General features: G+C 62.9%; 29 protein-coding genes and 1 tRNA gene. 20 read left to right on the top strand and 10 right to left on the bottom strand.

Translation table 11 applies throughout. The features are described 5' to 3' along the window. Window positions 1-95: 95 nt before the first annotated feature. The 6 genes from G365_RS0111525 to G365_RS0111500 all read left to right on the top strand — a co-directional run bounded on the left by G365_RS0111525 (window position 96) and on the right by G365_RS0111500 (window position 6,190). The gene (locus tag G365_RS0111525; RefSeq protein ID WP_019645684.1) at window positions 96-1,178 is read left to right on the top strand and encodes an NUDIX hydrolase; all 1,083 of its coding nucleotides are present in this window, start codon (window positions 96-98) and stop codon (window positions 1,176-1,178) included. Window positions 1,179-1,382: 204 nt separating this feature from the next. Further along, window positions 1,383-2,567: an aspartate aminotransferase family protein gene (locus tag G365_RS0111520; RefSeq protein ID WP_019645683.1), complete on the top strand. Its 1,185-nt coding sequence runs from the start codon at window positions 1,383-1,385 to the stop codon at window positions 2,565-2,567. A 52-nt stretch (window positions 2,568-2,619) separates the two neighbouring features. Then, on the top strand, window positions 2,620-3,519 hold the full coding sequence (argF, locus tag G365_RS0111515) for an ornithine carbamoyltransferase (protein WP_019645682.1): 900 nt from the start codon (window positions 2,620-2,622) through the stop codon (window positions 3,517-3,519). A gap of 102 nt (window positions 3,520-3,621) precedes the next feature. Then, window positions 3,622-4,569, top strand: a complete 948-nt coding sequence (hslO, locus tag G365_RS0111510) for an Hsp33 family molecular chaperone HslO (protein WP_019645681.1) — start codon at window positions 3,622-3,624, stop codon at window positions 4,567-4,569. A 217-nt stretch (window positions 4,570-4,786) separates the two neighbouring features. Next, window positions 4,787-5,398 (top strand): LPS assembly lipoprotein LptE, encoded by a 612-nt coding sequence (gene lptE / locus G365_RS0111505; protein ID WP_019645680.1) that lies wholly within the window; start codon window positions 4,787-4,789, stop codon window positions 5,396-5,398. 120 nt (window positions 5,399-5,518) lie between these two features. Next, window positions 5,519-6,190: a response regulator gene (locus G365_RS0111500; protein ID WP_019645679.1), complete on the top strand. Its 672-nt coding sequence runs from the start codon at window positions 5,519-5,521 to the stop codon at window positions 6,188-6,190. A 100-nt stretch (window positions 6,191-6,290) separates the two neighbouring features. Here the strand turns inward: G365_RS0111500 and G365_RS21245 are convergent, their stop codons facing one another. From G365_RS21245 to G365_RS0111475, 4 genes are all read right to left on the bottom strand, one after another. After that, window positions 6,291-6,800, bottom strand: coding sequence for a thermonuclease family protein (locus tag G365_RS21245; protein WP_019645678.1), 510 nt, complete (start codon window positions 6,798-6,800; stop codon window positions 6,291-6,293). After that, window positions 6,800-7,339, bottom strand: coding sequence for a hypothetical protein (locus G365_RS0111490; protein ID WP_155976237.1), 540 nt, complete (start codon window positions 7,337-7,339; stop codon window positions 6,800-6,802). The genes G365_RS21245 and G365_RS0111490 overlap by 1 nt, the downstream gene beginning before the upstream one ends. Before the next feature lie 108 nt (window positions 7,340-7,447). Next, the gene (gene rpmB, locus G365_RS0111485) at window positions 7,448-7,738 is read right to left on the bottom strand and encodes a 50S ribosomal protein L28 (protein ID WP_026345295.1); all 291 of its coding nucleotides are present in this window, start codon (window positions 7,736-7,738) and stop codon (window positions 7,448-7,450) included. A 163-nt stretch (window positions 7,739-7,901) separates the two neighbouring features. Next, window positions 7,902-8,372: an Lrp/AsnC family transcriptional regulator gene (locus G365_RS0111475; RefSeq protein WP_019645675.1), complete on the bottom strand. Its 471-nt coding sequence runs from the start codon at window positions 8,370-8,372 to the stop codon at window positions 7,902-7,904. Window positions 8,373-8,500: 128 nt separating this feature from the next. Between G365_RS0111475 and G365_RS0111470 the strand changes: the two genes are divergently transcribed. Beyond that, window positions 8,501-9,493, top strand: a complete 993-nt coding sequence (locus tag G365_RS0111470; RefSeq protein ID WP_019645674.1) for a hypothetical protein — start codon at window positions 8,501-8,503, stop codon at window positions 9,491-9,493. Between the two features lie 51 nt (window positions 9,494-9,544). On the opposite strand, the gene G365_RS0111465 is transcribed toward G365_RS0111470, so the two are convergent. Next, window positions 9,545-10,543 carry a quinone oxidoreductase family protein gene (locus G365_RS0111465; protein WP_019645673.1) on the bottom strand — a complete coding sequence of 333 codons (999 nt, stop codon included), beginning with the start codon at window positions 10,541-10,543 and terminating at the stop codon, window positions 9,545-9,547. 134 nt (window positions 10,544-10,677) lie between these two features. Here G365_RS0111465 and G365_RS0111460 point away from each other — a divergent pair, with 134 nt between their 5' ends. Next, window positions 10,678-11,535, top strand: coding sequence for a LysR family transcriptional regulator (locus tag G365_RS0111460; RefSeq protein ID WP_211217684.1), 858 nt, complete (start codon window positions 10,678-10,680; stop codon window positions 11,533-11,535). Window positions 11,536-11,576: 41 nt separating this feature from the next. Here G365_RS0111460 and G365_RS0111455 read toward each other — a convergent pair whose 3' ends face one another. Both G365_RS0111455 and G365_RS0111450 read right to left on the bottom strand, forming a co-directional pair. Then, window positions 11,577-12,662, bottom strand: coding sequence for an FUSC family protein (locus G365_RS0111455; RefSeq protein ID WP_019645671.1), 1,086 nt, complete (start codon window positions 12,660-12,662; stop codon window positions 11,577-11,579). A 68-nt stretch (window positions 12,663-12,730) separates the two neighbouring features. Further along, on the bottom strand, window positions 12,731-13,372 hold the full coding sequence (locus G365_RS0111450) for a glutathione S-transferase family protein (RefSeq protein ID WP_019645670.1): 642 nt from the start codon (window positions 13,370-13,372) through the stop codon (window positions 12,731-12,733). A gap of 118 nt (window positions 13,373-13,490) precedes the next feature. Here G365_RS0111450 and G365_RS0111445 point away from each other — a divergent pair, with 118 nt between their 5' ends. Both G365_RS0111445 and G365_RS0111440 read left to right on the top strand, forming a co-directional pair. Next, a complete protein-coding gene (locus tag G365_RS0111445) occupies window positions 13,491-14,456 on the top strand; it encodes a helix-turn-helix transcriptional regulator (RefSeq protein WP_019645669.1) in 966 nt (321 codons plus the stop codon). 90 nt (window positions 14,457-14,546) lie between these two features. Beyond that, the gene (locus G365_RS0111440; RefSeq protein WP_169545123.1) at window positions 14,547-15,041 is read left to right on the top strand and encodes a DUF4410 domain-containing protein; all 495 of its coding nucleotides are present in this window, start codon (window positions 14,547-14,549) and stop codon (window positions 15,039-15,041) included. Between the two features lie 56 nt (window positions 15,042-15,097). Here the strand turns inward: G365_RS0111440 and G365_RS0111435 are convergent, their stop codons facing one another. After that, a complete protein-coding gene (locus tag G365_RS0111435) occupies window positions 15,098-15,994 on the bottom strand; it encodes a LysR family transcriptional regulator (protein ID WP_019645667.1) in 897 nt (298 codons plus the stop codon). A 196-nt stretch (window positions 15,995-16,190) separates the two neighbouring features. Between G365_RS0111435 and G365_RS0111430 the strand changes: the two genes are divergently transcribed. Both G365_RS0111430 and G365_RS0111425 read left to right on the top strand, forming a co-directional pair. Further along, window positions 16,191-17,372, top strand: a complete 1,182-nt coding sequence (locus G365_RS0111430; protein WP_043742225.1) for an MFS transporter — start codon at window positions 16,191-16,193, stop codon at window positions 17,370-17,372. An 18-nt stretch (window positions 17,373-17,390) separates the two neighbouring features. After that, window positions 17,391-18,590, top strand: coding sequence for a serine hydrolase domain-containing protein (locus tag G365_RS0111425; RefSeq protein ID WP_019645665.1), 1,200 nt, complete (start codon window positions 17,391-17,393; stop codon window positions 18,588-18,590). 92 nt (window positions 18,591-18,682) lie between these two features. Here G365_RS0111425 and G365_RS0111420 read toward each other — a convergent pair. Next, a tRNA-Ser gene (locus G365_RS0111420) sits at window positions 18,683-18,772 on the bottom strand. 367 nt (window positions 18,773-19,139) lie between these two features. Here G365_RS0111420 and rplU point away from each other — a divergent pair. The 8 genes from rplU to rlmH all read left to right on the top strand — a co-directional run bounded on the left by rplU (window position 19,140) and on the right by rlmH (window position 25,136). Further along, window positions 19,140-19,439 (top strand): 50S ribosomal protein L21, encoded by a 300-nt coding sequence (gene rplU, locus G365_RS0111415; RefSeq protein WP_019645664.1) that lies wholly within the window; start codon window positions 19,140-19,142, stop codon window positions 19,437-19,439. Between the two features lie 37 nt (window positions 19,440-19,476). Beyond that, window positions 19,477-19,746 (top strand): 50S ribosomal protein L27, encoded by a 270-nt coding sequence (gene rpmA, locus G365_RS0111410; protein WP_019645663.1) that lies wholly within the window; start codon window positions 19,477-19,479, stop codon window positions 19,744-19,746. A gap of 117 nt (window positions 19,747-19,863) precedes the next feature. Further along, on the top strand, window positions 19,864-21,078 hold the full coding sequence (obgE, locus tag G365_RS0111405; RefSeq protein WP_019645662.1) for a GTPase ObgE: 1,215 nt from the start codon (window positions 19,864-19,866) through the stop codon (window positions 21,076-21,078). Beyond that, entirely contained in the window at window positions 21,066-22,217 is a 1,152-nt protein-coding gene (gene proB / locus G365_RS0111400; protein ID WP_019645661.1) for a glutamate 5-kinase, read from the top strand. Before obgE ends, proB begins: the two co-directional genes overlap by 13 nt. A 59-nt stretch (window positions 22,218-22,276) precedes the next feature. Then, a complete protein-coding gene (locus G365_RS0111395) occupies window positions 22,277-23,545 on the top strand; it encodes a glutamate-5-semialdehyde dehydrogenase (RefSeq protein ID WP_019645660.1) in 1,269 nt (422 codons plus the stop codon). Next, window positions 23,533-24,162, top strand: a complete 630-nt coding sequence (locus G365_RS0111390) for a nicotinate-nucleotide adenylyltransferase (protein WP_051089884.1) — start codon at window positions 23,533-23,535, stop codon at window positions 24,160-24,162. Before G365_RS0111395 ends, G365_RS0111390 begins: the two co-directional genes overlap by 13 nt. Before the next feature lie 101 nt (window positions 24,163-24,263). Further along, entirely contained in the window at window positions 24,264-24,665 is a 402-nt protein-coding gene (gene rsfS, locus G365_RS0111385; protein ID WP_081628536.1) for a ribosome silencing factor, read from the top strand. A gap of 12 nt (window positions 24,666-24,677) precedes the next feature. Continuing rightward, a complete protein-coding gene (rlmH, locus tag G365_RS0111380) occupies window positions 24,678-25,136 on the top strand; it encodes a 23S rRNA (pseudouridine(1915)-N(3))-methyltransferase RlmH (RefSeq protein WP_019645657.1) in 459 nt (152 codons plus the stop codon). 30 nt (window positions 25,137-25,166) lie between these two features. Here rlmH and G365_RS0111375 read toward each other — a convergent pair whose 3' ends face one another. Beyond that, the gene (locus G365_RS0111375) at window positions 25,167-25,835 is read right to left on the bottom strand and encodes a haloacid dehalogenase type II (protein WP_019645656.1); all 669 of its coding nucleotides are present in this window, start codon (window positions 25,833-25,835) and stop codon (window positions 25,167-25,169) included. Window positions 25,836-25,936: the final 101 nt, after the last annotated feature.

Here is a 25,936-nt window from a genome sequence, read left to right as displayed (position 1 = left end):
GCATGAGGTAGGATGCGGCATCCCGGATGACCCGCTCTGCCTGCCGCCGGAGACGGGGGCTATGGCAGATCATTCAGCAGGAGGCAGTCAGGCCCGTGAGCACCGGCGTTGAGGCACCGTTTTCCCCCGCCGCAGGGGCTGCCACCCTGTCGCTGACAGCGGTGATCGCCGCCGTGACGGACGAAGTGCCGCGCGTGCTGGTCGCCCGGCGGATGCAGCATGCGCTGGCGACCCCGGCGCAGCAGGGTGCCCCGATTCTGGCGGCGGACAGTCCGGACAGCCTTCCCTTCGGCCCCTTTGATCCGGTCAGTCACAATACGCTGGATCACGGATGCCGCCAGTGGGTGGAAACTCAGACCGGTCTGAGTCTGCGCTATGTTGAGCAGCTGTTCACCTTTGGCGGGCGCAACCGCGACCCGCGTGAACTGTATGGCGGCCCGCGGGTGGTGACGGTGGCGTATCTGGCGCTGACGCAGGAAGACCGGCTGGCAGGCAGCGGCGAGGCCAGCTGGCGCGACTGGTACGGCTTTCTGCCGTGGGAAGACTGGCGGACCGGCACCCCGGCGATCATTGATCAGGTGATCCGCCCGCATCTGGCCGACTGGGCTGAAGCGGCCCCGACCGTGGCAGAGCGCCGCCACCGGACAGAACGGATGGAAACCAGCTTCGGGTCCGGCCCCGCCAGCGTGTTCGATCCGGTTCGGGCGCTGGACCGCTATGAAGTGCTGTATGAGGCCGGTCTGGTCCCCGAGGCCCTGCGGGACCGGGCTGAACTGGCCCGTGCCGCCGGGGATGCCGGGGCGTTGCCCGATCCGGTCCGGCTGGCAGTGGCGGCCCGCCTTGGCAGCCCGATGGCACTGGATAACCGTCGGATTCTGGCGTCTGCACTGGCCCGGCTGCGGGGCAAGTTGGCTTATCGCCCGGTGGTGTTTGATCTGTTGCCGCCGACCTTCACCCTGCTGCAGTTGCAGCGGGTGGTTGAGGCGCTGTTTGGCACCACCCTGCATAAGCAGAATTTCCGGCGTACGATTGCCAGTCTGGATGTGGTGGAAGCGACCGGCAGGCTGGAGGCCGTCGGGCGGGGGCGCCCGGCGGAACTCTACAGCTTCCGGCGGGAGGCTCTGTTGGAGAGGCGGACTCTGGGGATCGGGGTCCCGACGGCACGGTCCTGCGACTGACCTGCGGGAATTGGGCCCTAAGCTTTTCTTACCCTCTTCCCTGACCAAATCCAGCCCAGCAACGGTGATTCTGTCATGGTCTGTCCGTTGACAAGGCCGGGTTAAGCCCGCACAATCCCGCGCTTTCCGGGGATCTTTTCTCTCTTTTGGGGCGTTGCCCCGCTGACTTCCCGCCGATCCCCCTGTTCAAGGATATGGAAAGCGATGACCATCCCGGCTGTCATGCCCACCTATGCTCGGTTCGACCTCGCCTTTGAGCGGGGCGAAGGTGCCTGGATGTACACGGTGGATGGCCGACGATTCCTTGATTTCGGATCGGGGATCGCCGTCAATGCGCTGGGCCACGCCCATCCCCATCTGGTGAAGGTCCTGCAGGATCAGGCGGCGACGCTGTGGCATACCTCCAACATGTTCCATATTCCGGGGCAGAAGACGCTGGCGGAGCGGCTGGTGGCAAACACCTTTGCCGACACCGTGTTCTTCTGCAACTCCGGGGCTGAAGCGCTGGAGCTGTCGATCAAGATCGCCCGCCGCTATCAGCAGTCTCAGGGCAATGGCAAGTACCGGATCATCACGGCACGGAATGCCTTCCATGGCCGCACACTGGCGACGCTGGCCGCCGCCGGGCAGCAGAAGTATCTTGAAGGCTTCGGTCCGGTGGTCGAAGGCTTCGACCACGTTGCCTTTGGCAACCTGAATGAAGCCCGCGCCGCGATCACCCCGGAGACCGCCGCCGTGCTGGTCGAGCCGATTCAGGGCGAAGGCGGGATTACCCCGGCTTCTGCCGAGTATCTGCGCGGTCTGCGGGCCATGTGCGATGAATATGGCCTGCTGCTGATGTTTGACGAAGTGCAGTGCGGCGTTGGCCGGACCGGCAAGCTGTTTGACCATGAATGGACCGGCATCACCCCCGATGTGATGGCGGTGGCCAAGGGGCTGGGTGGCGGGTTTCCGGTCGGGGCCTGCCTTGCGACCGAGAAGGCGGCAGCCTGCATGACCGCCGGCAGCCATGGGTCCACCTTCGGCGGCAATCCGCTGGCGATGGCGGTGGCGAATGGTGTGCTGGATGTGGTGCTGGCGCCGGGGTTCCTCGATCAGGTGAACGCTACGGCGGCGTCGCTGTGGCCGAAGCTGCAGGCTCTGGTTGCTAAGTATCCGTCGGTCCTGACCGAGGTGCGGGGCCGTGGCCTGATGATTGGCCTGAAGTGTGCCGTGACCAATTCCGATCTGGTGAAGGCCCTGCATGCACAGGGAATGGTCACCGTGGCCGGGGGGGATAATGTTGTCCGCCTGCTGCCGCCGCTGACCATCGGCGAAGAGGAAATCGCCGCCGCCATCGAAAAACTGGATGGGGCCTGTGCAGCCCTGTCCGCCGGAGGGGCTGCGTAAGCCCCTCCCTCAAAAGGGAGCCTGCCCGCGAGGGTGGAGTACTGTAACGATCATGACCATCAAGCACTTTCTCGACATCGACCGTCTGGATACCGCTACCCTGCGGGGCATTCTTGCCCGTGCAACCGAGCTGCGCCGTACCCGCGAGCGACCTCTGAACGGTCAGACCCTGGCGATGATTTTCGAGAAGCCGTCCACCCGGACCCGTGTGTCGTTTGAAGTCGGCATGCGCCAGCTGGGGGGCGAAACGGTGGTCCTGACCGGGACGGAATGCCAGTTCGGCCATGGTGAAACCATTGCGGACACCGCCCGTGTGCTGTCGCGTTTTGTCGATGCCATCATGATCCGCACGGATTATCCGGTGAAGGTGGAAGAACTGGCCGAATATGCCAGTGTGCCGGTGATCAACGGCCTGACTCACGAAACTCACCCCTGCCAGATCATGGCCGACATTCAGACCTATGAAGACCGTTTTGGCGTCGGGTCGATTGAAGGCAAGAGCGTGCTGTGGGCCGGGGATGGCAACAATGTCTGCCATTCGTGGATTCAGGCGGCGGCCCGCTTTGGCTTTGAAATGCGCATTGCCGGACCGGAAGAGCTGCGGGCCGATGCCAAGATCATTGCCTGGGCGCGTGAGCAGGGGGCCTCGGTGATCGAAGGCACTGACGCCATGGCGCTGGCGGAGGGTGTCGATATCGTCGTCACCGACTGCTGGGTGTCGATGGGCTTTGAGCCGGGTGAACGGCACGATCTGCTGCGCCCGTATCAGGTCAATGAAACCCTGATGGGCAAGGCGAAGAAAGACGCCCTGTTCATGCACTGTCTGCCCGCCCACCGGGGTGAGGAAGTGGTCGATGCCGTGATCGACGGTCCTAATTCCGTGGTGTGGGACGAAGCCGAAAACCGCATGCATGTCCAGAAGGGCATTCTGGCGTGGTGTCTTTCGGTTTAAGATATCCTGCCCTATATGCAGTCCTGCTTTTCAGCCTGTGCGGTCCGCCGTGCAGGCTGACTGCTTTTTCCGATCTTCTTTTCAGGCCCCGGGATACCGATCATGACTGAGACCCATACCCACCAGACCGCCGATTTCGCCCTGCCTTTCCTGCTGCATAACGGCGCGGCCCGTGGCCGTCTGGTGCGGGTGTCAGTGGCGGCGGAAGAAATCCTAAAGCGCCATGCCTATCCGCGTCAGGTGTCCCGCCTGCTGGCGGAAACGGCGGCGCTGGCGGTGACGCTGGCCGATGCGCTGAAGTTTGACGGGGTGTTTACCCTGCAGGCCAAGGGGTCCGGCCCGGTGCGTCAGCTGGTGGCGGATGTCACCTCTGCCGGAATGCTGCGGGCCTGCGCGACCTTTGACCCCGAGGCGCCGGGGCTGGACGATGCCGGGACCGATGCCGAAGTCAGCGTGCAGGCGCTGCTGGGGACCGGGTATCTGGCCTTTACGGTCGATCAAGGGGACAATACCGACCGCTATCAGGGGATTGTCGAGCTGACCGGCCATACTCTGACCGAATGTATCCATGAATATTTCCGCTCGTCCGAGCAGCTGGAAACCGCGATTAAGGTGGCGTCCCGTCCCCCGCAGGGTGAGGACGGGCACTGGCAGGCCGGGGCGCTGATGGTGCAGCGTATGCCCCTGCATGGCGGCGACAGTTTGGCGCAGGATGCGGAAGAGGCGGAGGATGCCTGGCGGACCGCCGTGGTGCTGCTGGGCAGCCTGACTGCCGGAGAACTGCTGAACAGTGACCTGCCGGGGCCGGATCTGCTGTACCGTCTGTTCCATCAGGAAGGTTTGCAGGTGTCGGCGGAAAAACCGCTGGCCTTCGGCTGCCGCTGCTCGCGGGAACGGGTGGAACACACTCTTGCCACCTTTAGCGTCGAGAGTCTGGCGGAGATGCGTCAGGATGACGGCACGGTCAGCGTGGTCTGTCAGTTCTGCTCGACGGACTATGTGTTTACCGATGCCGATCTTGCGGCCCTGCCGCGTGCAGCGGCAAATTGAGAGGTATCCGCGTGCAGCGGCAAATTGAGAGGTATCCGCGTGCAGCGGCGAACTGAGAGGTATCCGCGTGCAGCGGCGAACTGAGAATCCGCCTGCGCGACTAACGGATTGTTAGGGGCTGTGGCGGCAGACTGGATGCTTCCGCACGGTTGCAACCGGGTGTGCCGCCCTCTCTGATGGCAAACGAAACCGCTTTTTAAACAGGACGTTCCGATCCATGCGCCTTCCCCGCCTGTCTTCTCTTCTCCGTCCGCTGGCGCTGATGCTGGTTGCTGTGACGTTGGCCGCCTGTGCCTCCGAAGGGCCGCCCAAGCGCGGAACGCCGGAGCTGCGGTTCACCAACCTGCCGCCGCTGACCCTTGCCACGCAGGGGCCGCGGATTCAGACCACCTATGTGTCACCGCTGCGCAACCCGAATGTGGAACACCTGATGCCGGTGTCGCCGGAGCAGGCTGTCCGCCGCTGGGTGCAGGACCGTCTGCATACCACCGGGGCCGGTGTGGATACGCTGGTGGTGGATATCCGCGATGCGTCGGTGGTCGAAACCCGCCTGAGCACCAAGAAAGGCGTCGTCGGCTTCTTCACCGATGATCAGGAAGCCAAGTACGACGCCAAGGCCAATGTGGTGATTCAGCTGCGAGGTCCCGATGGACGGGTGAAGGCCGAGACCTTCACGTCGGCATGGCGCACCCGCTCGATCAACGAAAAGGCATCGCTGGCTGACCGCGAGCAGGTGTGGTTCGATCTGGTCGAAGAGCTGATGCGCGATGTCGATCAGCAGCTTGAGACCGGGCTGCGGCAGTACTTCGCTGAATACCTGCTGCGCTGATCAACCACAAAAGTTTGTAAAGAATTTCAACGGGCGGCACGATTTTCGTGCCGCCCGTTCCGTTTGCTGTGTATAACCATTGGGTGGGGTTGCAGAGTTTGGAATAAGGAGACGCTGCGGGTGCGCGTACTGATCGCCGACGATCATGGGCTGTTCCGTGCCGGTCTCAAGCGGGTCCTGCAGGATCTGACCGAAGATCTGACCGTTCTCGAAGCCTGCTCTTTTGACGAAGCGGTAACCCGCCTCGAAGAGGGGGTCGATATCGTTTTGCTGGATCTGGTCATGCCGGGGATGCCCTGGAATGACTGCCTGTGCCTGCTTAAGTCACGCCACCCGGAAATCCCGGTGGTGATCCTGTCGGCCAGCGATGACCGCAAGCTGGTGCTGGAGGCCGTCAGTCTCGGCGCATCCGGCTTTATCCCCAAGACGTCTTCGGCACAGGTGATGCTGTCGGCTGTTCGTCTGGTGCTGTCCGGCGGGGTCTATCTGCCGCCGGAGGTGCTGGGGGCGCAACATGCATCCGCTATTGCCCGTACAGCCCCGGCCGCAAACCGCCCGGTACCGCAGACGCCGGAAGATGTGCTGTCAACGCTGACACCGCGTCAGCGTCAGGTGCTGGCCTTGATCGGTCAGGGCCGCAGCAACAAGGATATTGCCTTTACCCTTGGTCTGGCGGAAGGCACGGTCAAGCTGCACGTTACCAGCATTCTGAAGGCGCTGAAGGTCACCAACCGCACCGGGGCGGTGGTCGCGGCCAGCCGTCTGGGGGTTACCCCGGATGATCCGGTCTGACACGGCTCTCAGGGAGTCTCTTAGACGCGGGTTATCAGACAACGGGTTTATAAAACGGGGGCACCCCAAGGGTGTCCCCGTTTCTGTTGTCAGAGGCTGATCAGCGGTGTGCTTTCCGCCAGTCTTCCGGTGGCTGGAAGCGCATGGCCCACAACCCCCGCTTGGCTGCCTTCGCCTCTTTTTCTTCTGCCGTGAAGTCGTCGGTCCAGTAGGCGACAGCCCAGCCCAGACGCACCATTTCGCGGTTGAGGTTCCATGCCGGGTCTTTGCCGCGGGCGGCGACGGAGCAGAACCCGACCTGCCGGCCGTAGGAGTCTTCTTCGACGATCTGACAGACCAATGGTCGGTCGGCGATCAGGGTCTTCAGAACGGTGGCAGCCTGTCGCCCGCAGGCAGCCGTACCGCCGGACAGCGGTTTACACAGCTGTTCGCGTTCCGGGGCATCCAGCCCGCGCAGGCGGATATGCTTTTTACCGATGGCAACTGTGTCGCCGTCTAAGATCCGGCCCTTGCCGGTGACTTTCCCGGCGGCAAAGGCCTGTGGGGCGGCCAGCACCGACAGCATCAGCATCAGGGTGGTGATCAGGGGGATGGTGATCGGGGGGCGCATCAGCTTTCCTCCGCCAGAGTCAGTTCCAGTGCCCAGGCGCCGATGGTCTGGCCATCGCGGGCGACTGCGCCACGGACCAGATAGGCTTCATCTTCTTCAGCCAGAAGGAAGCACTCCGTCAGCCCGTAGCTGCCATCTTCGGAAAAGGCCTGATTGAGAAAGCTGTCACCAACGGCACTGAAGTGCCCGGTCAGATCGCCCATGGTCAGGCTGTGCCATGACCAGAAGGCGTCCCGACCGCCGTTGTCGGGGTCGTCGATCAGCATCACCGCCTGCCACGCGGTATGGTCGCCGCCGACCAGAACCAGACGCAGATTGACATCCAGCCGCCAGCGGGCCGGGGCCTCCGGCAGATCGTCGTCGGGGTCAGAGGGCAGGATTGCCCCGGTCAGGCGGGCATCCCCGGCAGTGGCCTGCCGGAGTCGGTAGGTGCCGACCGCTGGCAGAACCCGCCCGCCTTCTTCGACATAATGGCCGATGGCGGACCATGTCACGCCGTCGGTAAAGAACGGATGATCTTCCAGAGTCGGAGTCTGCACGCCCTGCCTCATTCTTCTCCGGGGTCGGGGTATCCCCTGTCCGGATATGAAAACAGGGCCCGCACGATCACCGTGCAGGCCCTGCAATCAGAATACCGAGCAGAAGGCTTAGGCCGCAGTGGCCTTGGCAGCTTCGACGCGCTTCTTAATGCGACGCAGATCGGTCGGCAGTTCGGAAGCGGCAGTGCCCAACAGGAAGGCGTCGATGCCACCACGGTGTTCGATGGTGCGCAGGCCATTGGTCGACACGCGCAGCTTAACGGTTTCGCCCAGAGATTCGGAGACCAGAGAGGTCACCTGAAGGTTGGGCAGCCAACGCCGGCGGGTCTTGTTATTGGCGTGGCTGACGTTGTTACCGGTCTGAACGCCTTTGCCGGTCACGACGCAACGACGAGCCATGATCCTATCCTCTTCTGCAAATTCGGTATGAAACTCGGTTTAGGAAGGCCGGTAGATATAGATCTGAACCGGTTCCGTCAAGTGAAATCACCAGAAGCGTCCTGATCAAACCCGGCCCTGATGTGCCGTTCCGGCAGGCTGCCGGAGTAAAGACCGGCCATTTTCAGGAGTCTTCGCTGAAAGAAACCGCAGTCTCCGCCTTGTAGGTTTCCATCACGAACAGAGACCGGAACCTGACGACATTGGCATCATGGCCGAACAGGCGGTCGCAGACCACCTGATATTCCTGCATGTCCCGCAGATGCATCATCAACATCACGTCGGGCTCTCCGGTGACGGCCCATGCCTGCGCCACCGCCGGTTCCTGCACCAGGCGGCGGACGAAATCCTGTCGCTGCGGCACCCCGTGATGATCGAGAAACACCTCCACCAATGCGGTCAGGCTGCGCCCGGCAGCGGCAGGGTCGACCAGCGCCACCGTGTGCCGCAGAACGCCGGAGTCGCGCAGGCGCTGCACCCGTCGCAGGCACGATGAGGGGGAGGTCCCGACTTTTTCCGCCAGTGCGGCATTGGTCAGTCCGGCATCCAGTTGCAGAATCGAGAGAATTTTGCGGTCGAGTCGGTCGAGTGGCATCTTTCACCGGAAATGATCTGTTTCTGGTGAAATATTTCACCCAGACGCAAACTTTGACCACCTCTTTCAGGGCAGTGCGGCTACAAATCAGCGGATCCCGTCCTTGTCTCTTGTCAGGTCTTTCCGCCATGTCTTCTCCCGCTCCGGCGTCTGTCCCGGCGTTTTTCCGCATGATTGTCACCCAGTCGGCCAGTCTGTACTGGACGTTGCTGAAGATTATGGTCCCGGTGATGATCGTGGTGCGAATCGCCGTTCATTTCGGATTGATTGATCTGATGGGGCTGGTGTTTGCCCCGGTGATGGCTTTGGTCGGCCTGCCTGCCGCGACCGGGCTGGTGTTTGCCACCACCTGCCTGATCGGCATTTATGGCGGTATTGCCGTTCTGCTGGGACTGCTGCCAACACTCGATCTGTCCACGGCGGATCTGACGATTCTGGCTTGTATGATGCTGGCGGCCCACAATCTGCCGGTTGAGCTGCGGGTGGCGCAGAAGGCCGGGGCCAGCCTGACCCTGACCCTGCTGCTGCGGGTCGGGTTTGCCCTGTTGCATGGGGCGTTGCTGAATCTGGGCTATCAGGCGGCCGGGGTGTTGCAGGAACCGGGGTCGGTGATGATTGCCACGACGGCGACCCCCTCCGGTGACTGGCTGCACTGGGCAATCGACTCCGCCGAGTCGCTGTTGATGATCTTTCCGGTGATTGTGGTGCTGCTGGTGGTGCTGCGCCTGATGGATATGCTGGGTGTCACCGCTTTTCTGACCCGTCTTCTGCAGCCGGTGCTGGGGCTGATGGGGATGTCGCCGGTGGCGGGGCCGCTGACCATGGTCGGGGCCCTGCTTGGTCTGACCTACGGCGGTGGTCTCATCATCTCTGAAGCGCGGGCCGGGCATCTGCCGGAGCGGGATGTGGTGCTGTCGGTCTGGTTTATGTCGATCTGCCATAGCCTGATCGAAGACACCGCCCTGCTGCTGGCAATGGGGGGGCATTGGTCCGGTGTGCTGGTCAGCCGTTTTGTGCTGGCGGTGCTGGTGATGGTGGTGCTGGCGCGGCTGGTTCATCGCCTGCCGGATGGTCTGTTCCGCCGCTGGGTGTTCCGGGCCGCGCCGCAACCGGCGGAGTAAAGGCAGGCGCAGCCCCGGCGCTGACAGGCCGGGGCTGCGGTTCATCTGACATCAGGGGCGCAGCAGAATGGATCCACAGGTTCTGCCCGCTTCCAGTGCGCGGTGTGCCTCGGCGGCCTGATCGAGGGGCAGCTCCAGCCCGATCACCGGACGCAGCCCCTGCCCGATCTGCGCTAGCAGGGCTGCCGCTGCGGTACGGTAGGTCGTCGGATCACTGAGATAGCGGAACACGCTGGGGCGGCTGAGCGACAGGGTCCGCCCCGGCCCGATGTCGGTCAGGGGAATATCGGGCAGGCTGCCGCTGGCCTGACCGACGCTGGCAACCATGCCAAAGGGGCGGACCGCGTCCAGCGTCCGGCGCAGGGTTTCACCGCCAATACCGTCAATGGCATAGTCCACCCCCTGTCCGCCGGTCAGGTCGCGCACGGTCTGCACAAAATCCTGCTGACGGTACAGAATGGTGTGGTCTGTGCCGAAGGACCGTGCCAGAGCCGCCTTGTCTTCTGAGCCGACGGTGCCGATCACGGTGGCCCCCAGCCGTCGTGCCCATTGGGTCAGGATCAGCCCTAACCCTCCGGCGGCGGCGTGAACCAGCAGGGTGGTGTCCGGCCCGACCGGGAACACCCGGGTCAGCAGCATATGGGTGGTGATGCCCCGCAGCATGGCGGCAGCGGCACTGTCCGCAATGCCGTCCGGCACCGGCATGGCCTGCCATTCCGGCAGCAGACGATGGCTGGCATAGCCGCCGACCGGCAGACCGGCATAGGCAACGGTCTGACCTTCTGACAGCGTGGTGACGCCGGGACCGACGGCGATCACCACGCCGGAGCCTTCCACCCCGAGCGGAACCGGCAGCGGCGGCAGCGCATAGAGTCCGGTGCGGTGGTAGATATCAACAAAGTTAACGCCGATCGCGGTCTGGCGGATCAGCACTTCCCCCGGCCCCGGTGGGGGAAGGGCAACAGACCGCAGGGTCAGTGCCTCGGGGCCACCGGGCTGGGACAGGACGACCTGACAGGCGGTGACGGTATCGGATGGGGATGTCGGCATAATGGCCTCATGACTCAGGGGGGAGGAAACCGGCGTGCCTGCCGGAGAGGGCAGACCCTACGCCCCTCCTGAGGCATGGAAAATTCGGTATACTCTCAAACTCTCTGTGCAAATATGCACCGATGGAGGAGGCCATGCATACCTGGGATGACCTGCGATTTTTCATTGAGCTGGCCCGCTGTGGCAGTCTGTCGGAAACAGCCCGACGGCTGAAAGCCGATCATGCGACGGTTTCCCGGCGGATTTCGGCGCTGGAGACTCATCTTGGCCTGAAGCTGTTCACCCGGTTGCCCCGGGGATATCTGCTGACGCAGGAAGGCGAAGCCTTGCGGGACCGGGCGGCGGCGGTGGAAGCAGCGGTATTGGCCGTGGAACGGCAGGCACGCGGTGGCGATGACCGTCTGGAGGGGCTGGTCCGGATCAGTGCGCCGCCGGTTTTTGCCAGTCAGTGGCTTGTTCCCCGTCTTCTGCCGTTGCGGCAGGCGCATCCCGGATTATTTCTGGATGTCAGCGGCGACAGCGGCTTTGCCAACCTCAGTCGGGGCGATGCTGATCTTGCCCTGCGTCTGTCACGCCCGGACGGAGACGGTCTGGTGGCGCGCTGGCTGGGCCGGATGTCTTTTGGTCTGTATGGGGCGGATAGTTATCTGAAGGCGGTGCCGGAGGAGGACCGGGTCTTCCTTGGCTATAATGCCGGGCTGTCCGGGTCACCGCAGCAGGTCTGGCTGGATACTGTGCGCGGCTCCCGGCCCTTAGCCCTCAGCACCAATGATCTGGCCTCACTGATTTCCGGCGTACAGGCCGGGCTGGGTCTGGCAGCCCTGCCGCAGATGATCGCACAGGATCTGCCCGGTCTGTGCTGTCTGTGTGAGGCCCCTGCGGCAACCCGCGACCTGTGGCTGGTGCTGCACCCGGATCTGCGGCAGTCCGCGCGGGTGAGGGCGGTGGCGGATCATCTGACCGCGATCACCGCGCCGATGCGGCAGGCCTGACTGAAGGGTCTGCCCGTTTCTGTTTTAAGCGATCTGTCCTGTCAGGTTAAAAACCGTGCGGGGATCAGCCGTCGCAGGGCTGTGCCGATCCGGCTGCGCAGCACCGTATGATGCAGGCAGTACCCCCCGGCCAGACCGATGACGCTGCCAAGGCAGGTGTCAACAAAGCGGGCATGGACCAGCAGCATCGGGTCGGTGTGCCCCAGCGTTGCCGCTTCTGCCAGCAGGATCGCCATCGGGGTGATAAAGGCGGCGGCGAACGCATAATGGCGTACCACCGCAGTTTCGATCACAAAGGTCAAAGCCATCATGATCAGCGGGATGGTCCAGGGTGTCAGCGGCAGCGACAGCACCGCCAGCGCGATGGCAAGCCCGATCGCCGTGCCGAGGATCCGGTGCAGCTGCCTGCTCCACACGGCGCGCAGTGAGGCCCCCTGAATCACGGCCAGACAACTGACAGGGACCCAGTAGGCTTTTTCCATCTGAAAGATCTGTGCCAGTCCCAGCGAGGCCCCGACGGCCAGTGCGATGACCACCGACTCCACCACCACACCGTCAAAGGTGGGGGGCGGGAGTGGCGTGACCGGCAGCGGGCTGTGAAAGCGCAGCACATGCAGGCTGTAGAAAAAACCGATCAGAACGGCCAGCAGGGTCCCCATCGCCAGCAGGCCAACCATCAGCGGAATGTGTGGTACGTCAGCCGGAGAGTATGCTCCGATTGAGGCCGCCATAATGAAGAACAGGTTTCCCGGCGGCCCCAGCCGATAAAATCGGCAGACCATGGTGACCAGCAGGGTGATGAACACCAGCATCGGCATCATCAGGGCCGGGATCTGGTGGCTGATCAGCCCCAGTGCGTAGCAGCCGGTCATGCCGAAGGCGGCGGCCATCACCACCACCATCCGGTGATGCAGCGGTGTGCGCGGCAGGTAGAGCATGGCCAGTCCGCCCAGTGAGGAGACCAGACCGTAGGCCAGATGCCCGAACCATGCCCCGACCAGCAGGGGCAGGCCGGTGGCAAGCGCGGCGGCCACCGGCAGCTGCCATGGGCGGTCGCTGGACTGCACCGTCACCAGCTGGCGGATTTCTTCCCGCCAGAAATTCAGGATCTGTGTCCGGGTCCACATCCCGTTGTTCCCCTCCGGTGAGTACAGGTGCTTTTTATACGTCACCGGAGGGGGCAGCGGGAACAGGATCAGGGCTGTGTGGGCTGCTGGGTTTCGAGGATCCGGATATCATCAGCCCACACCAGCCGGAAAGACTCGCGGTCAGTCACCCGGCTGACATAGTCCCGCAGGGCCGGACGTTCCGGCACCAGACCGAACTGAAGGGTCCATTGCAGGGCGGTTGCCCACTGGATGTCAGCCAGACTGAAACGATCCCCCAGCAGATAGGGGCCGGGTGTCAGGGCAGCTTCAAAGGTACTCAGCATGGTCGCGAAATCACCATACACCGACCGCGACGGCGACCCCGGATCATGGCCGTTAGCGCGGTCGAGTACAGCCGGCTCAAAGCAGGCCGCGTAATAGACCATCCAGCGGAGGTACGGGCCCCGGGTGGGATCATCAAAAGCCGGGGCCAGTCCGGCGTCAGGGAAGGTATCCCCCAGATACAGGGCGATGGCGATCTGTTCGGTGATAATGGCTTCCCGGTGGCGGATGGTCGGGACCTTGCCCAGCGGATTGACCGCCAGAAAATCCGGGCTACGGGTCTCTCCTGCATTCAGGTTCATGACATGCAGGGTGTAGGGGACCTTCAGCTCTTCCAGCATGACCCGGGTGCCGGAGGCACGGGTCTGCGGGCAGTAATACAGGATGACAGGATCTGTGGTGGTCATCGGGATGCTCCTCAGTCAGGGCCGGAAGGGCCGGGGTGATCCGGGCCTGACAGTACGGCGACATACCTGTCAGATTCTGTCATGTTTATGGATGAAATTTTAAAATCCGGGGAACATCATGCGGGCCAGCCGTCTGTTGACGATCTTAACCACGCTGCAGGCACGCGGGCGGGTGACGGCCCCGCAGCTTGCGGCGGAAACCGGGGTGTCCCTGCGGACGATTTACCGGGATATCGACCATCTGACCCTGGCCGGGGTGCCGGTGTATGCTGACCGGGGGCCGGAAGGCGGCTATCGCCTGCTGGAGGGATACCGGGTGCGGCTGAACGGGTTGTCTCCGGCTGAAGCCGAAGCCCTGTTCATGACCGGCCTGCCCGGCCCGGCGGCGGATCTGGGGCTGGGGGCGGTGGTGGCCAGCGCCGAGCGCAAGCTGGCCGTGGCTTTGCCGGAAGAGTTACGCCGCAGTGCTGACCGTCTGCGCAACCGCTTCCATCTCGACCCGCCGGGGTGGTTCAGTGAAGGCGAATCTCCGGATCATCTGGCGTCGCTGTCTGACGCGGTGTGGAATCACAAACGGGTCCATATGCGCTATCGCAGCTGGAAGAAGGAAAAGCAGATCACCACCGAGCCGCTGGGGTTGGTGCTGAAGGGCGGGGCCTGGTACATGGCCGCCCGCACGGAAGGATCGGTGCGGACCTATCGGGTGGCCCGGGTTCATGACCTGCTGGTGACCGATGCGATTTTCAGCCCCCCGGAGGATTTTGATCTTGCAGCCTACTGGCGGCAGTCGACGGAGCGGCTGTCGGAGGAAATGTATACCGGCACTGCCCGGATTCGGCTGTCTGAGTGGGGGCGGGTGTTGGTGCCGCATTATTTGAGCGCCTATGCCTGTGCCCGTTTGTGTTTGGTCGATGATGTGGGGGCGGATGGCTGGCAGGAGGTGACTGTTCCGATTGGGTCTCTGCACGATACCGCACGAGAGTTTCTGCGCTTTGGGGTTGATCTGAAAGTGCTGGAGCCAGCCGAATTGCGGCAGGCGATGCAGGATGCCGCAGAAGGGCTGGCCCGGCTGTATAAGGGGTAGATGATAAATCATAGATTTAATTTGAATGGATAAAATATCTTTATAGTGGTATCCGGTGGGCGTTTTCTCATCCGTGTAGGGGCGTCAAACGTGAACCGTCTTATCCTTAGTTTTCTGGCCCTTCTGGCCTTGTCTGCCTGTTCAACAGCGGTTGTGCCGCAGCAGGCGATTCCTTCAGACGTGCAATCAAAATTACGGGTGTCAGAGGTGAAGGCGACGGTCTCGGCAGGGGTTCAGGCCCCGGCTGATCTGGACCGGAAATTGGAAAAGGCCGTACAGGCGGCTCTTGCGGCTAAAAAACCGCAGGGAGTGCAGCCGGCAAGATTGGTCATCCGGATTACGAAATATGAGATTGTCGATGGTGCTGCCCGGGTGTTTGTCGGGGTGTTTGCCGGGTCTAACAAACTGTATGCCTCGGTTGATGTTGTTGATGTGCAGTCCGGTGCTGTCATTGGCAGGTTTGATGTTCAGCGGAATTCTAATCCGGGGGGCTATGGGGCGTTCTACGACCAGTCTCAGGCCACAATTGACGAAGCTGCTGAAGGGATTGCCAATGGTATTTTCCCAACCGGCAACACCCAGTAAGCCCGTCTGACGAGAGTAGGGAAAAAGCGCCTGCCTGTACGATGGCGGGCGTTTTTTTATGGAGTTGGCTGAGGGAGCAGGGTTTCTGCCATGAAATCCACAAAGACGCGGATTTTTGGCGAGAGCTGGCGGCTGGAGGGCCACAGAACCCGGAAGGTGCCGGAATGGAGGACCGTCTTGTCTATGACGCTGACCAATGTGCCTGCTGCAAGCTGGGTACGGACCGCGAAATCAGGCAGGCAGGCGATGCCAAGGCCTTGTTCGGCCATGTAAACCAAAGGCTCAATGGCGCTGGACGTGGCCGCTGTCGGCAGAGTGACCGGGGTTCCGGTCTGATCGGTGGCAAGGGGCCAGTCTTCCAGCTTGCCTGTGCTTGGGTAGCGGTGCCGCAGGCAGCGATGGCCCGCGAGGTCAGAGGGGTGCCGGGGAATGCCATAGGCGGCGAAATAGGCGGGTGATCCGACCAGTTGGTAGCTAAAGCTTCCCAGCACCCGTGTCATCAGCCGGGAGTCGCCTGCCTCTCCGGTGCGGATCACCGCATCAAAGCCCTCGTCGATGATATCCACAAGCCGGTCTGTGAAGTCGAGGTCAAGATCAATGTCGGGCCAGACCCGCATGAAGGCGGACAGTGTCGGCATCATCAGCATGCCGACCAAGGGCAGGCTGACGCGCAACCTGCCCCGTGGTGCGGCCCGTGTCTGAGACAGCTCAAGCTCCGCCTGCTCAAATTCCGAGAAAATGCGTCGGCAGCGTTCAAGGAACAGTGCCCCTTCCGGTGTCAGTGTGACCGTGCGGGTGGAGCGGTGGAACAGGCGCACTCCAAGCCGCTCTTCGAGCCGGGCGATCGCCTTACCAACCGCTGAGGGGGATAGGCCGAGCTGTCGCCCGGCGATGGTGAAACTGCGGGTTTCTGCGGCCTGAACAAAGGCATTGAGCGATCCCAGCGTATCCAAGTCGATCTCGCTATTATGGAAAATTATTCTGAAGTCTCTGGAATTGTAGCCTGATTTTCCGCTTCTTCCACTGCCGCATACTGATGGCCGTCTGCATTCATCGCGTAGGAGGTCACTGTATGCTCAAGGCTTTCTTTTTTTCTGTCATGGTGCTGCGCCCCTCCGGTGGGTCTGCCTCAGACCACGGGGGGATGGGATGACGCCGGTGAACCATGCCGTAGGCGTACGGCTGCCGCTCTCCGGCCTGCTTGCTCTGGCAAGCGCAGGATTCATTACGACTTTGACCGAAGCTCTTCCCGCAGGCCTGCTGCCACAGATCGGTGCCGGGCTTGGGGTTCCGGACGCGTTGGCGGGGCAGCTTGTGACCGCTTATGCCGTTGGTTCGCTGCTTGCGGCGGTTCCCTTGATGATGGCGACACAGTCTCTGCGCCGCAGACCCTTGTTGCTGACGGCGGTGGTTGGCTTTGTCATTGCCAATACAATCACGGCTGTTTCGACCCGCTATGGGTTGACGATGGTGGCGCGCTTTATCGCCGGTGCTTCCGCAGGGCTCCTGTGGGCGCTTCTGGCAGGATATGCGGCCCGGATGGCGCCTGATTCTCTGAAGGGGCGGGCGATTGCCATCGCAATGGCCGGGACTCCGCTTGCCCTGTCTCTGGGGATTCCCGCCGGGGTCTTCATCGGGTCTGTCATCGGGTGGCGGGCCTGCTTCGTGGGGATCAGTGGCATGACGTTGATCCTGATCGTCTGGATTCTGGCGAAGGTTCCTGATTTTTCGGGACAGGCACCAGACCGGCGGGCCTCTTTGTTTGGTGTGCTTGGCAGGGCAGGGGTTCGCCCGGTCCTGTTCGTGACGCTGGCGTTCGTTCTCGCTCACAACATTCTTTACACCTATATCGCCCCGTTTCTGTCGGCGGTCCGGCTGGAGAACCGGACGGATCACGTCCTCCTGCTCTTCGGCGTCATGTCGTTGATGGGGATCTGGGGTGTCGGGGTGCTGATTGACCGGCGTCTGCGCGGTCTGACGCTGGTCAGTACGGCCCTGTTTGCCCTTGCCGCCCTTGCCCTCTGGATGGGGCAGGGCAGCCCGTTGGTACTCTATGGCGCTGTGGCGGTCTGGGGGTTGTCCTTTGGCGGAGCGGCCACGCTGTTTCAGACCGCGCTTGCCCGAGCATCTGGGGATGCCGCCGATGTCGCCCAGTCGATGCTCGTCACGGTCTGGAATGTGGCGATTGCGGGGGGCGGTCTGGCCGGGGGCCTGTTACTTGAAACTGTGGGGGCCGCCACCTTTCCGGTCGCCCTGCTTGGCCTGCTGGTGCCAGCCCTGACCGTTGTCTGGTGTGCCAGACGTCATGGTTTTTCAGCCTCTTCACTCTAATAGAATCAGGATCTTATCATGTCACTCATCATGGGCGGCAGCCTGTCAGGCTGCGTTGATGCCGTTATTGAGACTGCGCTGACAGAGCAGCGGGTCGTTGGGGCGGTTGTTTTGATCGCCAAAGATGGCGAACTCCTCTACAGCCGTGCGGCCGGTTTTTCTGACCGCGACGTAGGCCAGCCGATGGCGGTGGAGACGCTGTTCCGGCTGTCTTCTGTCTCTAAGGTTTATACCTCGGTTGCCGTTATGGCGCTGATCGGGCAGGGCCTGCTTACCCTTGATGCCCCCGTCACGGACTGGCTGCCTGACTTCAGGCCGCTCTCCCCGGATGGCCGGGCTGACACGATCACGGTCCGCCATCTGCTGAGTCATACCGCAGGATTAGGATATGGGTTTCTGGAGCCTGCGGATGGCCCCTACCACCGGGCTGGCATTTCCGACGGGATGGATCTTTCCCCGCTCACTCTGGAAGAGAATGTCCGGCGTATTGCGTCGGTCCCGTTGCTCTTTGCTCCCGGATCGGCATGGGGCTACTCCATTGCCACCGATGTTCTTGGGCTGATGATCGAGACTGTTACAGGGCAGCCGCTGGCCGATGCCATCCGGGCCCTTGTCACCGGCCCGCTTGGCTTGGCGGACACCGGGTTTGCCGTTGCCGATCCGGCACGTCTGGCGACCGGGTATATCCATGAGGGTGGCGTGTCGCGGCGGATGGCCGATCCTGAGATTATTCCGCTGCCTTTTCTTGACGGAGCCGAGGGCCTGCGGATGTCGCTGGCGCGGGCCTGTGATCCGGGGGCGTTTGCGTCCGGTGGGGCCGGAATGATCGGTTCTGCAGGCGATCTTCTCAGGGTGCTTGAGGTGTTGCGGCAGGGCGGCCAGCCGCTGTTATCTCCGGCACTGGTCGCGGCGATGGCGACGGATCAGACGCCCGGAATGGATCTGCTGCCGTGGCCGGGGCGTGGATTCGCTCTTGGGTTTACGGTGCTGCGCAATCCTGCGGCGGCAGGCTCACCGGAATCGGTGGGCACATGGCGGTTAGGTGGGGCCTATGGGCATTCGTGGTTTGTGGACCATGCCAACCGGATGACGGTGGTGGCTTTTACCAATGCAGGACTGGAAGGGCAGTCCCCGGGGGGGCGATTCCCCGAAGATCTCACGCGGGCGATCTATTCGGGCGGAGGATCACTGAAGACAAACATGAAAAGCCCCGGCTGATCTGCGCGAGGCTTCCTGATGCGTTCGAAGCGGGTTCTGTTTTCGGAAGCATTCCTGAGATGCAAGGCCATCTATTTGGCCCTGCAAGGGAATGGCGGAGAGGGTGGGATTCGAACCCACGGTACCCTCGCGGGTACAACGGTTTTCGAGACCGCCCCGTTCGACCGCTCCGGCACCTCTCCGCAGAGTTCCGAAAAAAAATGAAGCGACACAATGTGTCAGCGGTCATCGGAGGGGGCGGAACGTATCCCGGCTCTTGTGTTTTGGCAAGGGGCAATTTTCCCCGGTCTGCCATTTTTATGGCGGGGGCTGACGGGGGCCGCGTTTTGAGTGACGGCCATATGACAAGGCTGGTGTTTTTTCACAAATTCCGTATGGTGAGCGCGCGGCGTGTGCCGCAGGGCGATGCCATGTCCGGCAACAGTCGAAAAAGAGTCATTTTTCGCTGTTGTCCCCATTGACAGAGGCGACCCCCTGCGTATTATTGCGCCCTCTTTCGAACGGGCCCCACCGGGCCCGGCCCATGTCTTACGTAAAGGTTGCACCATCATGTTCGCAGTCATCAAGACCGGCGGCAAGCAGTACAAGGTCGCCCAGAACGACATCGTCGCGGTTGAGAAGCTCGCTGCCGACGTTGGCGCTTCCGTGACGTTCGACCAGGTCCTGCTGGTCGGCGACAAGGTCGGCGCTCCGGTGGTTGACGGCGCCGCCGTCACCGCTGAAGTGCTGGAGCAGTTCCGTGACGAAAAGGTGATCGTCTTCAAGAAGAAGCGTCGCCAGAACTATCGCCGCAAGAACGGTCATCGCCAGTACCTGACTCTGGTGAAGATCACCGGCATCACCGGCTGATATTCGCGCGTAGCGCAGAGTTTAAAGGAGCAGAGCAATGGCTCATAAAAAGGCAGGCGGTTCGTCCCGTAACGGCCGCGACTCCGAAGGCAAACGCCTTGGCGTCAAGAAGTTCGGCGGCGAAGCTGTGCTCGCCGGCAACATCATCATCCGTCAGCGTGGCACCAAGTGGCACCCGGGTGAGAACGTTGGCCTCGGCCGCGACTTCACGATTTTCTCGGTGGTGAACGGCAATGTGAAGTTCCACAAGGGCTTCAAGGGCCGCACCTTCGTGTCGGTAGTTCCGGCGGCCGAAGCGGCCGAATAACACCGATCCGCACCGGATCTTCGGTCGAAAAGGGGAATGGAATACCATTCCCCTTTTTGGTGTTCTGATGGTCCCGGTACTGTCTGGTGTTCAGGATTTAAGGGAAGGGTCAGAGTCATGAAGTTTCTCGACCAGGTGAAGATCTTTGTGAAGTCCGGTGGCGGCGGCAATGGCTGCGTCGGCTTCCGTCGGGAAAAGTTCATCGAATTCGGCGGCCCCGATGGCGGGGATGGCGGACGCGGTGGCGACGTGATTCTGGAGGCTGCGGCCAACCTGAACACCCTGATCGACTTCCGGTATCAGCAGCATTTCAAAGCCGAACGCGGTCACGATGGCGCCGGGCGCAACATGACCGGCCGTGACGGCTACGACTGCATCATCAAGGTGCCGGTCGGCACGCAGGTGTTCGACGAATCGGAAGAAACCCTGCTGGCGGATATGGTTGAGCCCGGTCAGCGTGTGGTTCTGCTGCGCGGCGGCAACGGGGGCTGGGGGAACGCCCGCTTCAAGTCGTCGACGAATCAGGCCCCGCGCCATGCCAACCCCGGCGAACCGGCCGAGGAAATTGAGGTGTGGCTCCGTCTGAAGCTGATCGCTGACGTTGGTCTGGTCGGTCTGCCGAATGCGGGGAAGTCCACGTTCCTTTCCGCTGTGACCCGCGCCCGCCCGAAGATCGGGGACTATCCCTTCACCACCCTGCACCCGAATCTGGGGGTGGCGTCGGTGGATGGCGATGAATTTGTCATTGCCGATATTCCCGGCCTGATCGAAGGCGCGCATGAAGGCCACGGCCTTGGTGACCGCTTCCTGGGGCACATTGAACGGACTGCGGTGCTGCTGCATCTGATCGACGGCACCGCCGATGATCCGGGCGAATCGTACCGCATCGTCCGCCATGAGCTGGAAGCGTATGGTGGCAATCTGGTCGGCAAGCCGGAAATCATTGTGCTGAACAAGATCGACGCCCTGTTCCCGGAGCTGACGGAAGAGCAGTGCCGGATTGTCAGTGAGGCTGCCGGGGGCCGCCCGGTGATGGCGATGTCCAGCATCGCCGGGATGAATCTGACCGATATCCTGCGGGCGTTGAATGAGTTTGTGAAATCCGACCGTGAAGCGCGGGGCTTTGGCCCGCGTGAGGCCTCTAACACCGGGATCCGCCGCTTTGAACATCTGCCGGTGGCCGATGATGACGAAGGCGGGGACTGGGACGACGAGGACTGGGATGACGAAATCGTCGATGAAGACGATGCCGCTGAAGCCCATGAGGATGAAGACGACGAGGAGAAAGGCTGGTCCACTCCTCTCACCGAAGACGGAGAATGGCGTCCATGACCGCTGTGGCCGAACCCCTGCTTTCCCGTGATCGCCTGTCGCAGGCCCGTCGCGTGGTTCTCAAGATTGGTTCGGCCCTGCTGGTCGACCAGCGTAGCGGCCACGTCCACCGTCAGTGGATGGAAAGTCTGGCCGAAGATATCGTCGCCCTGCGCCAGCGTGGGGTGGAGGTGGTGGTGGTGTCTTCCGGGGCGGTGGCCGTTGGCCGCCGCCACCTCGGTCTGCCTGACGGTGTGCTGAAGCTGGAAGAGAAGCAGGCTGCCGCCGCCACCGGTCAGATCCGTCTGGCCCATGCCTATCAGGATGTGATGGCCCATCATGGGGTCATCGTGTCTCAGGTGTTGCTGACCCTTGGCGACTCGGAAGACCGCCGCCGGTACCTGAATGCCCGCGCCACCCTCGACACTCTGCTGAAGCTGGGGGCGCTGCCGGTCATCAATGAAAACGACACCGTCGCCACCACGGAAATCCGCTTTGGCGACAATGACCGTCTCGCGGCCCGTGTCGCAATGATGTGCGGGGCTGACACGCTGGTGCTGTTCTCTGACATTGATGGTCTTTACACCGCTGATCCGAAGATTGATCCCACCGCCCGGCTGATCCCGGAAGTGCGCGAACTGTCGCCGGACGTGCGGGCCATGGCGGGTGAGGCCCGGCCCGGAGTCGGCACCGGTGGGATGGTGACCAAGCTGCTGGCGGCGCAGATTGCCATGGGGGCGGGCTGTGCGATGGCCATTGCGCCGGGCAAGCCGATGCATCCGCTGCAGGCCCTGACCGAAGGGGGGCCCTGCACCTGGTTCCTGCCCTCCACCACCCCGCGCGCGGCCCGCAAAAAGTGGATTTCCGGCGCGATCAAACCGCTGGGCAGTGTGATTGTCGATGCCGGGGCGGTGAAGGCCCTGCGCGACGGGCGTTCCCTGCTGCCTGCCGGGGTGACTGCCATTGAGGGCGACTTCCAGCGCGGGGATGCGGTGGCGGTGAAAACCGCTGACGGTACTCTGCTGGGGAAGGGCCTGACCGCTTACAGTGCTGAGGATGCCCGTGCCATCCGTGGCCGCCAGAGTTCGGAAATTGAGGATATCCTCGGCTACCGTGGTCGCGAGGAGCTGATCCACCGCGACGACCTTGCTATCGACTGAATTCCCAAGACGTTACCCCAACAGGCCACCCCAACAGGCTAAAACGAAAGGTGCCCGTGATGACCACGCAGCAGACCCTTGAAGCGCAGATGACCGACCTTGGCCGCAAGGCCCGGGCGGCCCAGACCGCTCTGGCTGCCGCGCCGTCACCGCGACGCACCCTTGCCCTGACCGCCGCCGCCGCTGCTATCCGGGCCGGTGCTGCCACCATCCGCGATGCCAATGCTAAAGATATGGCTGCGGGAACGGCGAAAGGGCTGACACCGGCGCTGCTGGACCGTCTGCTGCTGAATGATGCCCGTATTGAAGCGATGGCCAAAGGTCTGGAAGACATTGCGGCGTTGCCGGATCCGGTGGGTAAAGTGCTGTCGTCGTGGCAGCGCCCCAATGGCCTGACGATTGACCGGGTCTCGACTCCGCTGGGGGTGATCGGCATCATTTATGAAAGCCGCCCCAATGTTACCGCCGACGCGGGCGGACTGTGCCTGAAGGCTGGCAACGCCGCTATTCTGCGCGGTGGGTCGGAAAGCTATCATTCCTCGCTGGCGATTCTCGCCTGTCTGCACGCCGGTCTGGACGAAGCCGGGCTGCCGCGCGATGCCATCCAGATGGTACCGACCACTGACCGGGCGGCGGTCGGCCTGCTGCTGCGGATGGACCAGTACGTGGATGTGATTGTGCCGCGTGGCGGAAAATCCCTGATTGAGCGGGTATCGGCTGAAAGCCGGATCCCGATGTTCAAACACCTTGACGGGATCTGCCATACCTATCTGCACGAACGGGTTGACCCGGCGATGGCGAAGGCGGTGGTGATGAACGCCAAGATGCGCCGTACCGGCATCTGCGGATCAACCGAAACCCTGCTGGTTGACCGGGCGATTGCCCCGGCTCTGCTGCCCGGCATTGCCGCCGATCTGCAGGCGGCGGGCTGTGAGTTGCGGGGTGATGACGCGGCGCGGGCGCTGGTGCCGTCGATGCAGGTGGCAACGCCGGAAGACTGGGACACGGAATATCTCGATGCGATCCTGTCGGTGAAGGTGGTGGATGGTCTGGACGAGGCCATCGCCCATATCCGTGCCCACTCCAGCCAGCATACTGAAGCGATCCTGACCGAGGATGCCGATGCGGCGGAAGCGTTCATGAACGCCCTCGACTCGGCGATTCTGATGTGGAATGCCTCTACCCAGTTCGCGGATGGCGGGGAGTTCGGCATGGGGGCGGAGATCGGCATTTCGACCGGGAAGCTGCATGCCCGTGGCCCGGTTGGGGTGGAGCAGCTGACCACCTTTAAGTACAAAGTACGCGGAAACGGACAGTGCCGCCCGTAATCCTTCCATCTGGTCCTGTGCCGCCGTCAGCGTGGGGCGACTCGCGGCGGCGGCGGGTCGGGCTGCTGGGCGGGTCGTTTAATCCGGCCCACGCGGGACATCTTCATATCAGCAAGATGGCGTTGACCCGGCTGGGGCTGGATGAGGTCTGGTGGCTGGTGTCACCACAGAATCCGCTGAAGGCGCGGACCGGAACGGCCCCGCTGGCGCAGCGACTGGAACTGGCTCGCCGGGTTGTGGCCGCAGAGCGGCGGATCCGGATCTGGGCCCCGGAGCAGGCGTTCCGGTCCACCTATACTGTGGATACGCTGCACACCCTGCGGCAGCGTTTTCCGCAGGTGGCCTTTGTCTGGCTGATGGGGGCTGACAATCTGGTGCAGATACCGCACTGGCACCGCTGGACCGAGATCTTCCGGACGGTGCCGGTTGCGATTCTTGACCGGGGGCCGTATTCTGGGGCGGCATTGGCCGGGCAGGCAGCCCACCGTCTGGCCGCTGCCCGCTGCCCGGCGTGGCGGGCCCATCGGCTGGCGGATCTGCCGCCACCGGCGTGGGTGTTCCTGCCAATCCGCCGACATCCTGCATCTTCCACCGCCTTGCGGGCGGTGGCGATGTAGTGTCTTTTTATTTGTGTACCCTTTTCTTTCCTCAATCATCAGTCCGCGATCCGGACAGGAGTTCCACCATTTCTACAACCGTTGACGCGGTGCAGCCCGGCATGTCGGTGGCTGCGTTCATCGAAGCCTCGCTGGATGCCGACAAGGGCGAAGACATCATCGTGCTGGATCTGCGCGGCAAGTCCTCGTTTGCCGACACCATGATTATCTGCTCCGGCCGTTCGCCGCGCCATGTTGCCGCCATGGCGGACCACCTGCAGGAAAAACTGAAGGGCATGGGCCTGTATGCGCAGGTCGAAGGCACTCAGACCTGTGACTGGGTCCTGCTGGATGCCGGGGATGTGGTGGTGCATCTGTTCCGTCCGGAAGTGCGCGCCTTCTACAATCTTGAAAAGATGTGGGGAGGCACCAGCCTGTCTGCCCCGGTCGGGGAAAAGTCCAGCCGGGACGCCTATGCCGCCAGCCTTGGCGTGCCGGGCCCGGATTCTGCTGATTTCTCCTGATTCAGACCTGGGATGCAGTCTCTTCTTGCCGCTGTTGGCCGGTCGAAGGCCGGGCCGGAGCGCAGTCTGTTCGAGCATTATGCCGGGCGGCTGCGCGGGGGCCTGACGGTCCGTGAGGTCGAGGAAAAGCGCCCCCTGCCCGTCGCCGAGCGGATGACGCGGGAGGGGGAGCTGCTGCTGGGTTGCGTCCCTGCCGGGGCTCGGGTGGTGGCTCTGGATGAACGCGGCAAGGCACTGGACAGCCGGACCTTTGCTGACCGACTCGGCCGCTGGCGGGATGAGGCGGTGCCCTGTGTCGCCTTTCTGATCGGCGGGGCTGACGGTCATTCCGACGCCGTGCGGCAGCGGGCCGATCTGCTGTTGAGCTTCGGGGTGATGACCTGGCCGCATATGCTGGTGCGTGGGTTGCTGGCAGAGCAGCTGTACCGGGCCCAGTGTATTCTCGACGGTCACCCCTATCACCGGGACTGATGCCCCGTGCCCTGCTGACCGGCAGGCATATTATCTGACCAGCTCCGGCAGCCCGGCCAGAGAGGGCAGCATCTTGGTTGCCCCCCCGTATTCCGGGGCTGCGCCGATCCGGTTGATCCATACCCCGTGCAATCCGGCAGCCGTTGCCCCGGCGACATCCCAGGCGTTGGCACTCTGGAAGCTGATTGCCTGCGGGGAAATGCCAAGAGCATCACCAGCCAGCGCATAGACCCGGGGGTCGGGCTTAAACACCCGCAGTCCGTCCACGGACAGCAGCAGCATCCCGAAATCAGCCAGCCCGGCGGCCTCGACCGCCTGTTTCAGCATCTCCGGCGTGCCGTTCGACAGCACGGCCAGCCGCTTGCCCCGGTCCCGCAGCCGCTCCAGCGCCGGGCGGACGTCGGCATAGGCATCCAGCGTCCGGTAGGCATTCAGCAGGGCATTCCGTATGGTGGGATCAGCTCCGCCGTAAACGGTCAGGGCGTGATCCAGCGCTTCTTCCGTACAGCTCCAGAAATCGGCGTAGCGGTGCATCAGGCTGCGCACCCATGTATATTCCAGCTGTTTGCTGCGCCACAGGGCCGAGATGGCCCCGGCGCGGGAGCCGAGGGCCGACCCGGCCCGTCGGACCGCAGAATGAACGTCAAACAGCGTGCCATAGGCGTCAAAGACGCAGACTTCGATTCTGGCGTCGTTCATGGTTGCAGCATATCCCCCCGTTTGCCGTCTTCCTGCCGCCGGATCCGGCAAAGGTTGCGGACAGAGGCGAACATCGGCACAGTGACGGTCTGATTTTCAGT

The sequence above is a fragment of the Novispirillum itersonii subsp. itersonii ATCC 12639 genome, from assembly GCF_000381985.1.
GTDB lineage: Bacteria > Pseudomonadota > Alphaproteobacteria > Rhodospirillales > Rhodospirillaceae > Novispirillum > Novispirillum itersonii.
The sequence above is the reverse complement of the archived record's forward strand: the minus strand, read 5'-3'. Positions and strand labels throughout refer to the sequence as shown.

Excerpts from the sequence above, each read along its gene's own strand:
- rlmH (WP_019645657.1), top strand. The coding sequence starts at position 24,678 with ATGCAGTCTCTTCTTGCCGCTGTTGGCCGGTCGAAGGCCGGGCCGGAG.
- G365_RS0111475 (WP_019645675.1), bottom strand. The coding sequence starts at position 8,372 with ATGCCACTCGACCGACTCGACCGCAAAATTCTCTCGATTCTGCAACTG.
- G365_RS0111460 (WP_211217684.1), top strand. The coding sequence starts at position 10,678 with ATGCATACCTGGGATGACCTGCGATTTTTCATTGAGCTGGCCCGCTGT.
- lptE (WP_019645680.1), top strand. The coding sequence starts at position 4,787 with ATGCGCCTTCCCCGCCTGTCTTCTCTTCTCCGTCCGCTGGCGCTGATG.
- rplU (WP_019645664.1), top strand. The coding sequence starts at position 19,140 with ATGTTCGCAGTCATCAAGACCGGCGGCAAGCAGTACAAGGTCGCCCAG.
- proB (WP_019645661.1), top strand. The coding sequence starts at position 21,066 with ATGGCGTCCATGACCGCTGTGGCCGAACCCCTGCTTTCCCGTGATCGC.
- argF (WP_019645682.1), top strand. The coding sequence starts at position 2,620 with ATGACCATCAAGCACTTTCTCGACATCGACCGTCTGGATACCGCTACC.
- G365_RS0111470 (WP_019645674.1), top strand. The coding sequence starts at position 8,501 with ATGTCTTCTCCCGCTCCGGCGTCTGTCCCGGCGTTTTTCCGCATGATT.
- rsfS (WP_081628536.1), top strand. The coding sequence starts at position 24,264 with ATGTCGGTGGCTGCGTTCATCGAAGCCTCGCTGGATGCCGACAAGGGC.
- rpmA (WP_019645663.1), top strand. The coding sequence starts at position 19,477 with ATGGCTCATAAAAAGGCAGGCGGTTCGTCCCGTAACGGCCGCGACTCC.
- G365_RS0111375 (WP_019645656.1), bottom strand. The coding sequence starts at position 25,835 with ATGAACGACGCCAGAATCGAAGTCTGCGTCTTTGACGCCTATGGCACG.
- G365_RS0111450 (WP_019645670.1), bottom strand. The coding sequence starts at position 13,372 with ATGACCACCACAGATCCTGTCATCCTGTATTACTGCCCGCAGACCCGT.
- G365_RS21245 (WP_019645678.1), bottom strand. The coding sequence starts at position 6,800 with ATGCGCCCCCCGATCACCATCCCCCTGATCACCACCCTGATGCTGATG.
- G365_RS0111455 (WP_019645671.1), bottom strand. The coding sequence starts at position 12,662 with ATGTGGACCCGGACACAGATCCTGAATTTCTGGCGGGAAGAAATCCGC.
- G365_RS0111445 (WP_019645669.1), top strand. The coding sequence starts at position 13,491 with ATGCGGGCCAGCCGTCTGTTGACGATCTTAACCACGCTGCAGGCACGC.
- rpmB (WP_026345295.1), bottom strand. The coding sequence starts at position 7,738 with ATGGCTCGTCGTTGCGTCGTGACCGGCAAAGGCGTTCAGACCGGTAAC.
- G365_RS0111395 (WP_019645660.1), top strand. The coding sequence starts at position 22,277 with ATGACCACGCAGCAGACCCTTGAAGCGCAGATGACCGACCTTGGCCGC.
- G365_RS0111520 (WP_019645683.1), top strand. The coding sequence starts at position 1,383 with ATGACCATCCCGGCTGTCATGCCCACCTATGCTCGGTTCGACCTCGCC.
- obgE (WP_019645662.1), top strand. The coding sequence starts at position 19,864 with ATGAAGTTTCTCGACCAGGTGAAGATCTTTGTGAAGTCCGGTGGCGGC.
- G365_RS0111430 (WP_043742225.1), top strand. The coding sequence starts at position 16,191 with ATGACGCCGGTGAACCATGCCGTAGGCGTACGGCTGCCGCTCTCCGGC.
- hslO (WP_019645681.1), top strand. The coding sequence starts at position 3,622 with ATGACTGAGACCCATACCCACCAGACCGCCGATTTCGCCCTGCCTTTC.
- G365_RS0111425 (WP_019645665.1), top strand. The coding sequence starts at position 17,391 with ATGTCACTCATCATGGGCGGCAGCCTGTCAGGCTGCGTTGATGCCGTT.
- G365_RS0111465 (WP_019645673.1), bottom strand. The coding sequence starts at position 10,543 with ATGCCGACATCCCCATCCGATACCGTCACCGCCTGTCAGGTCGTCCTG.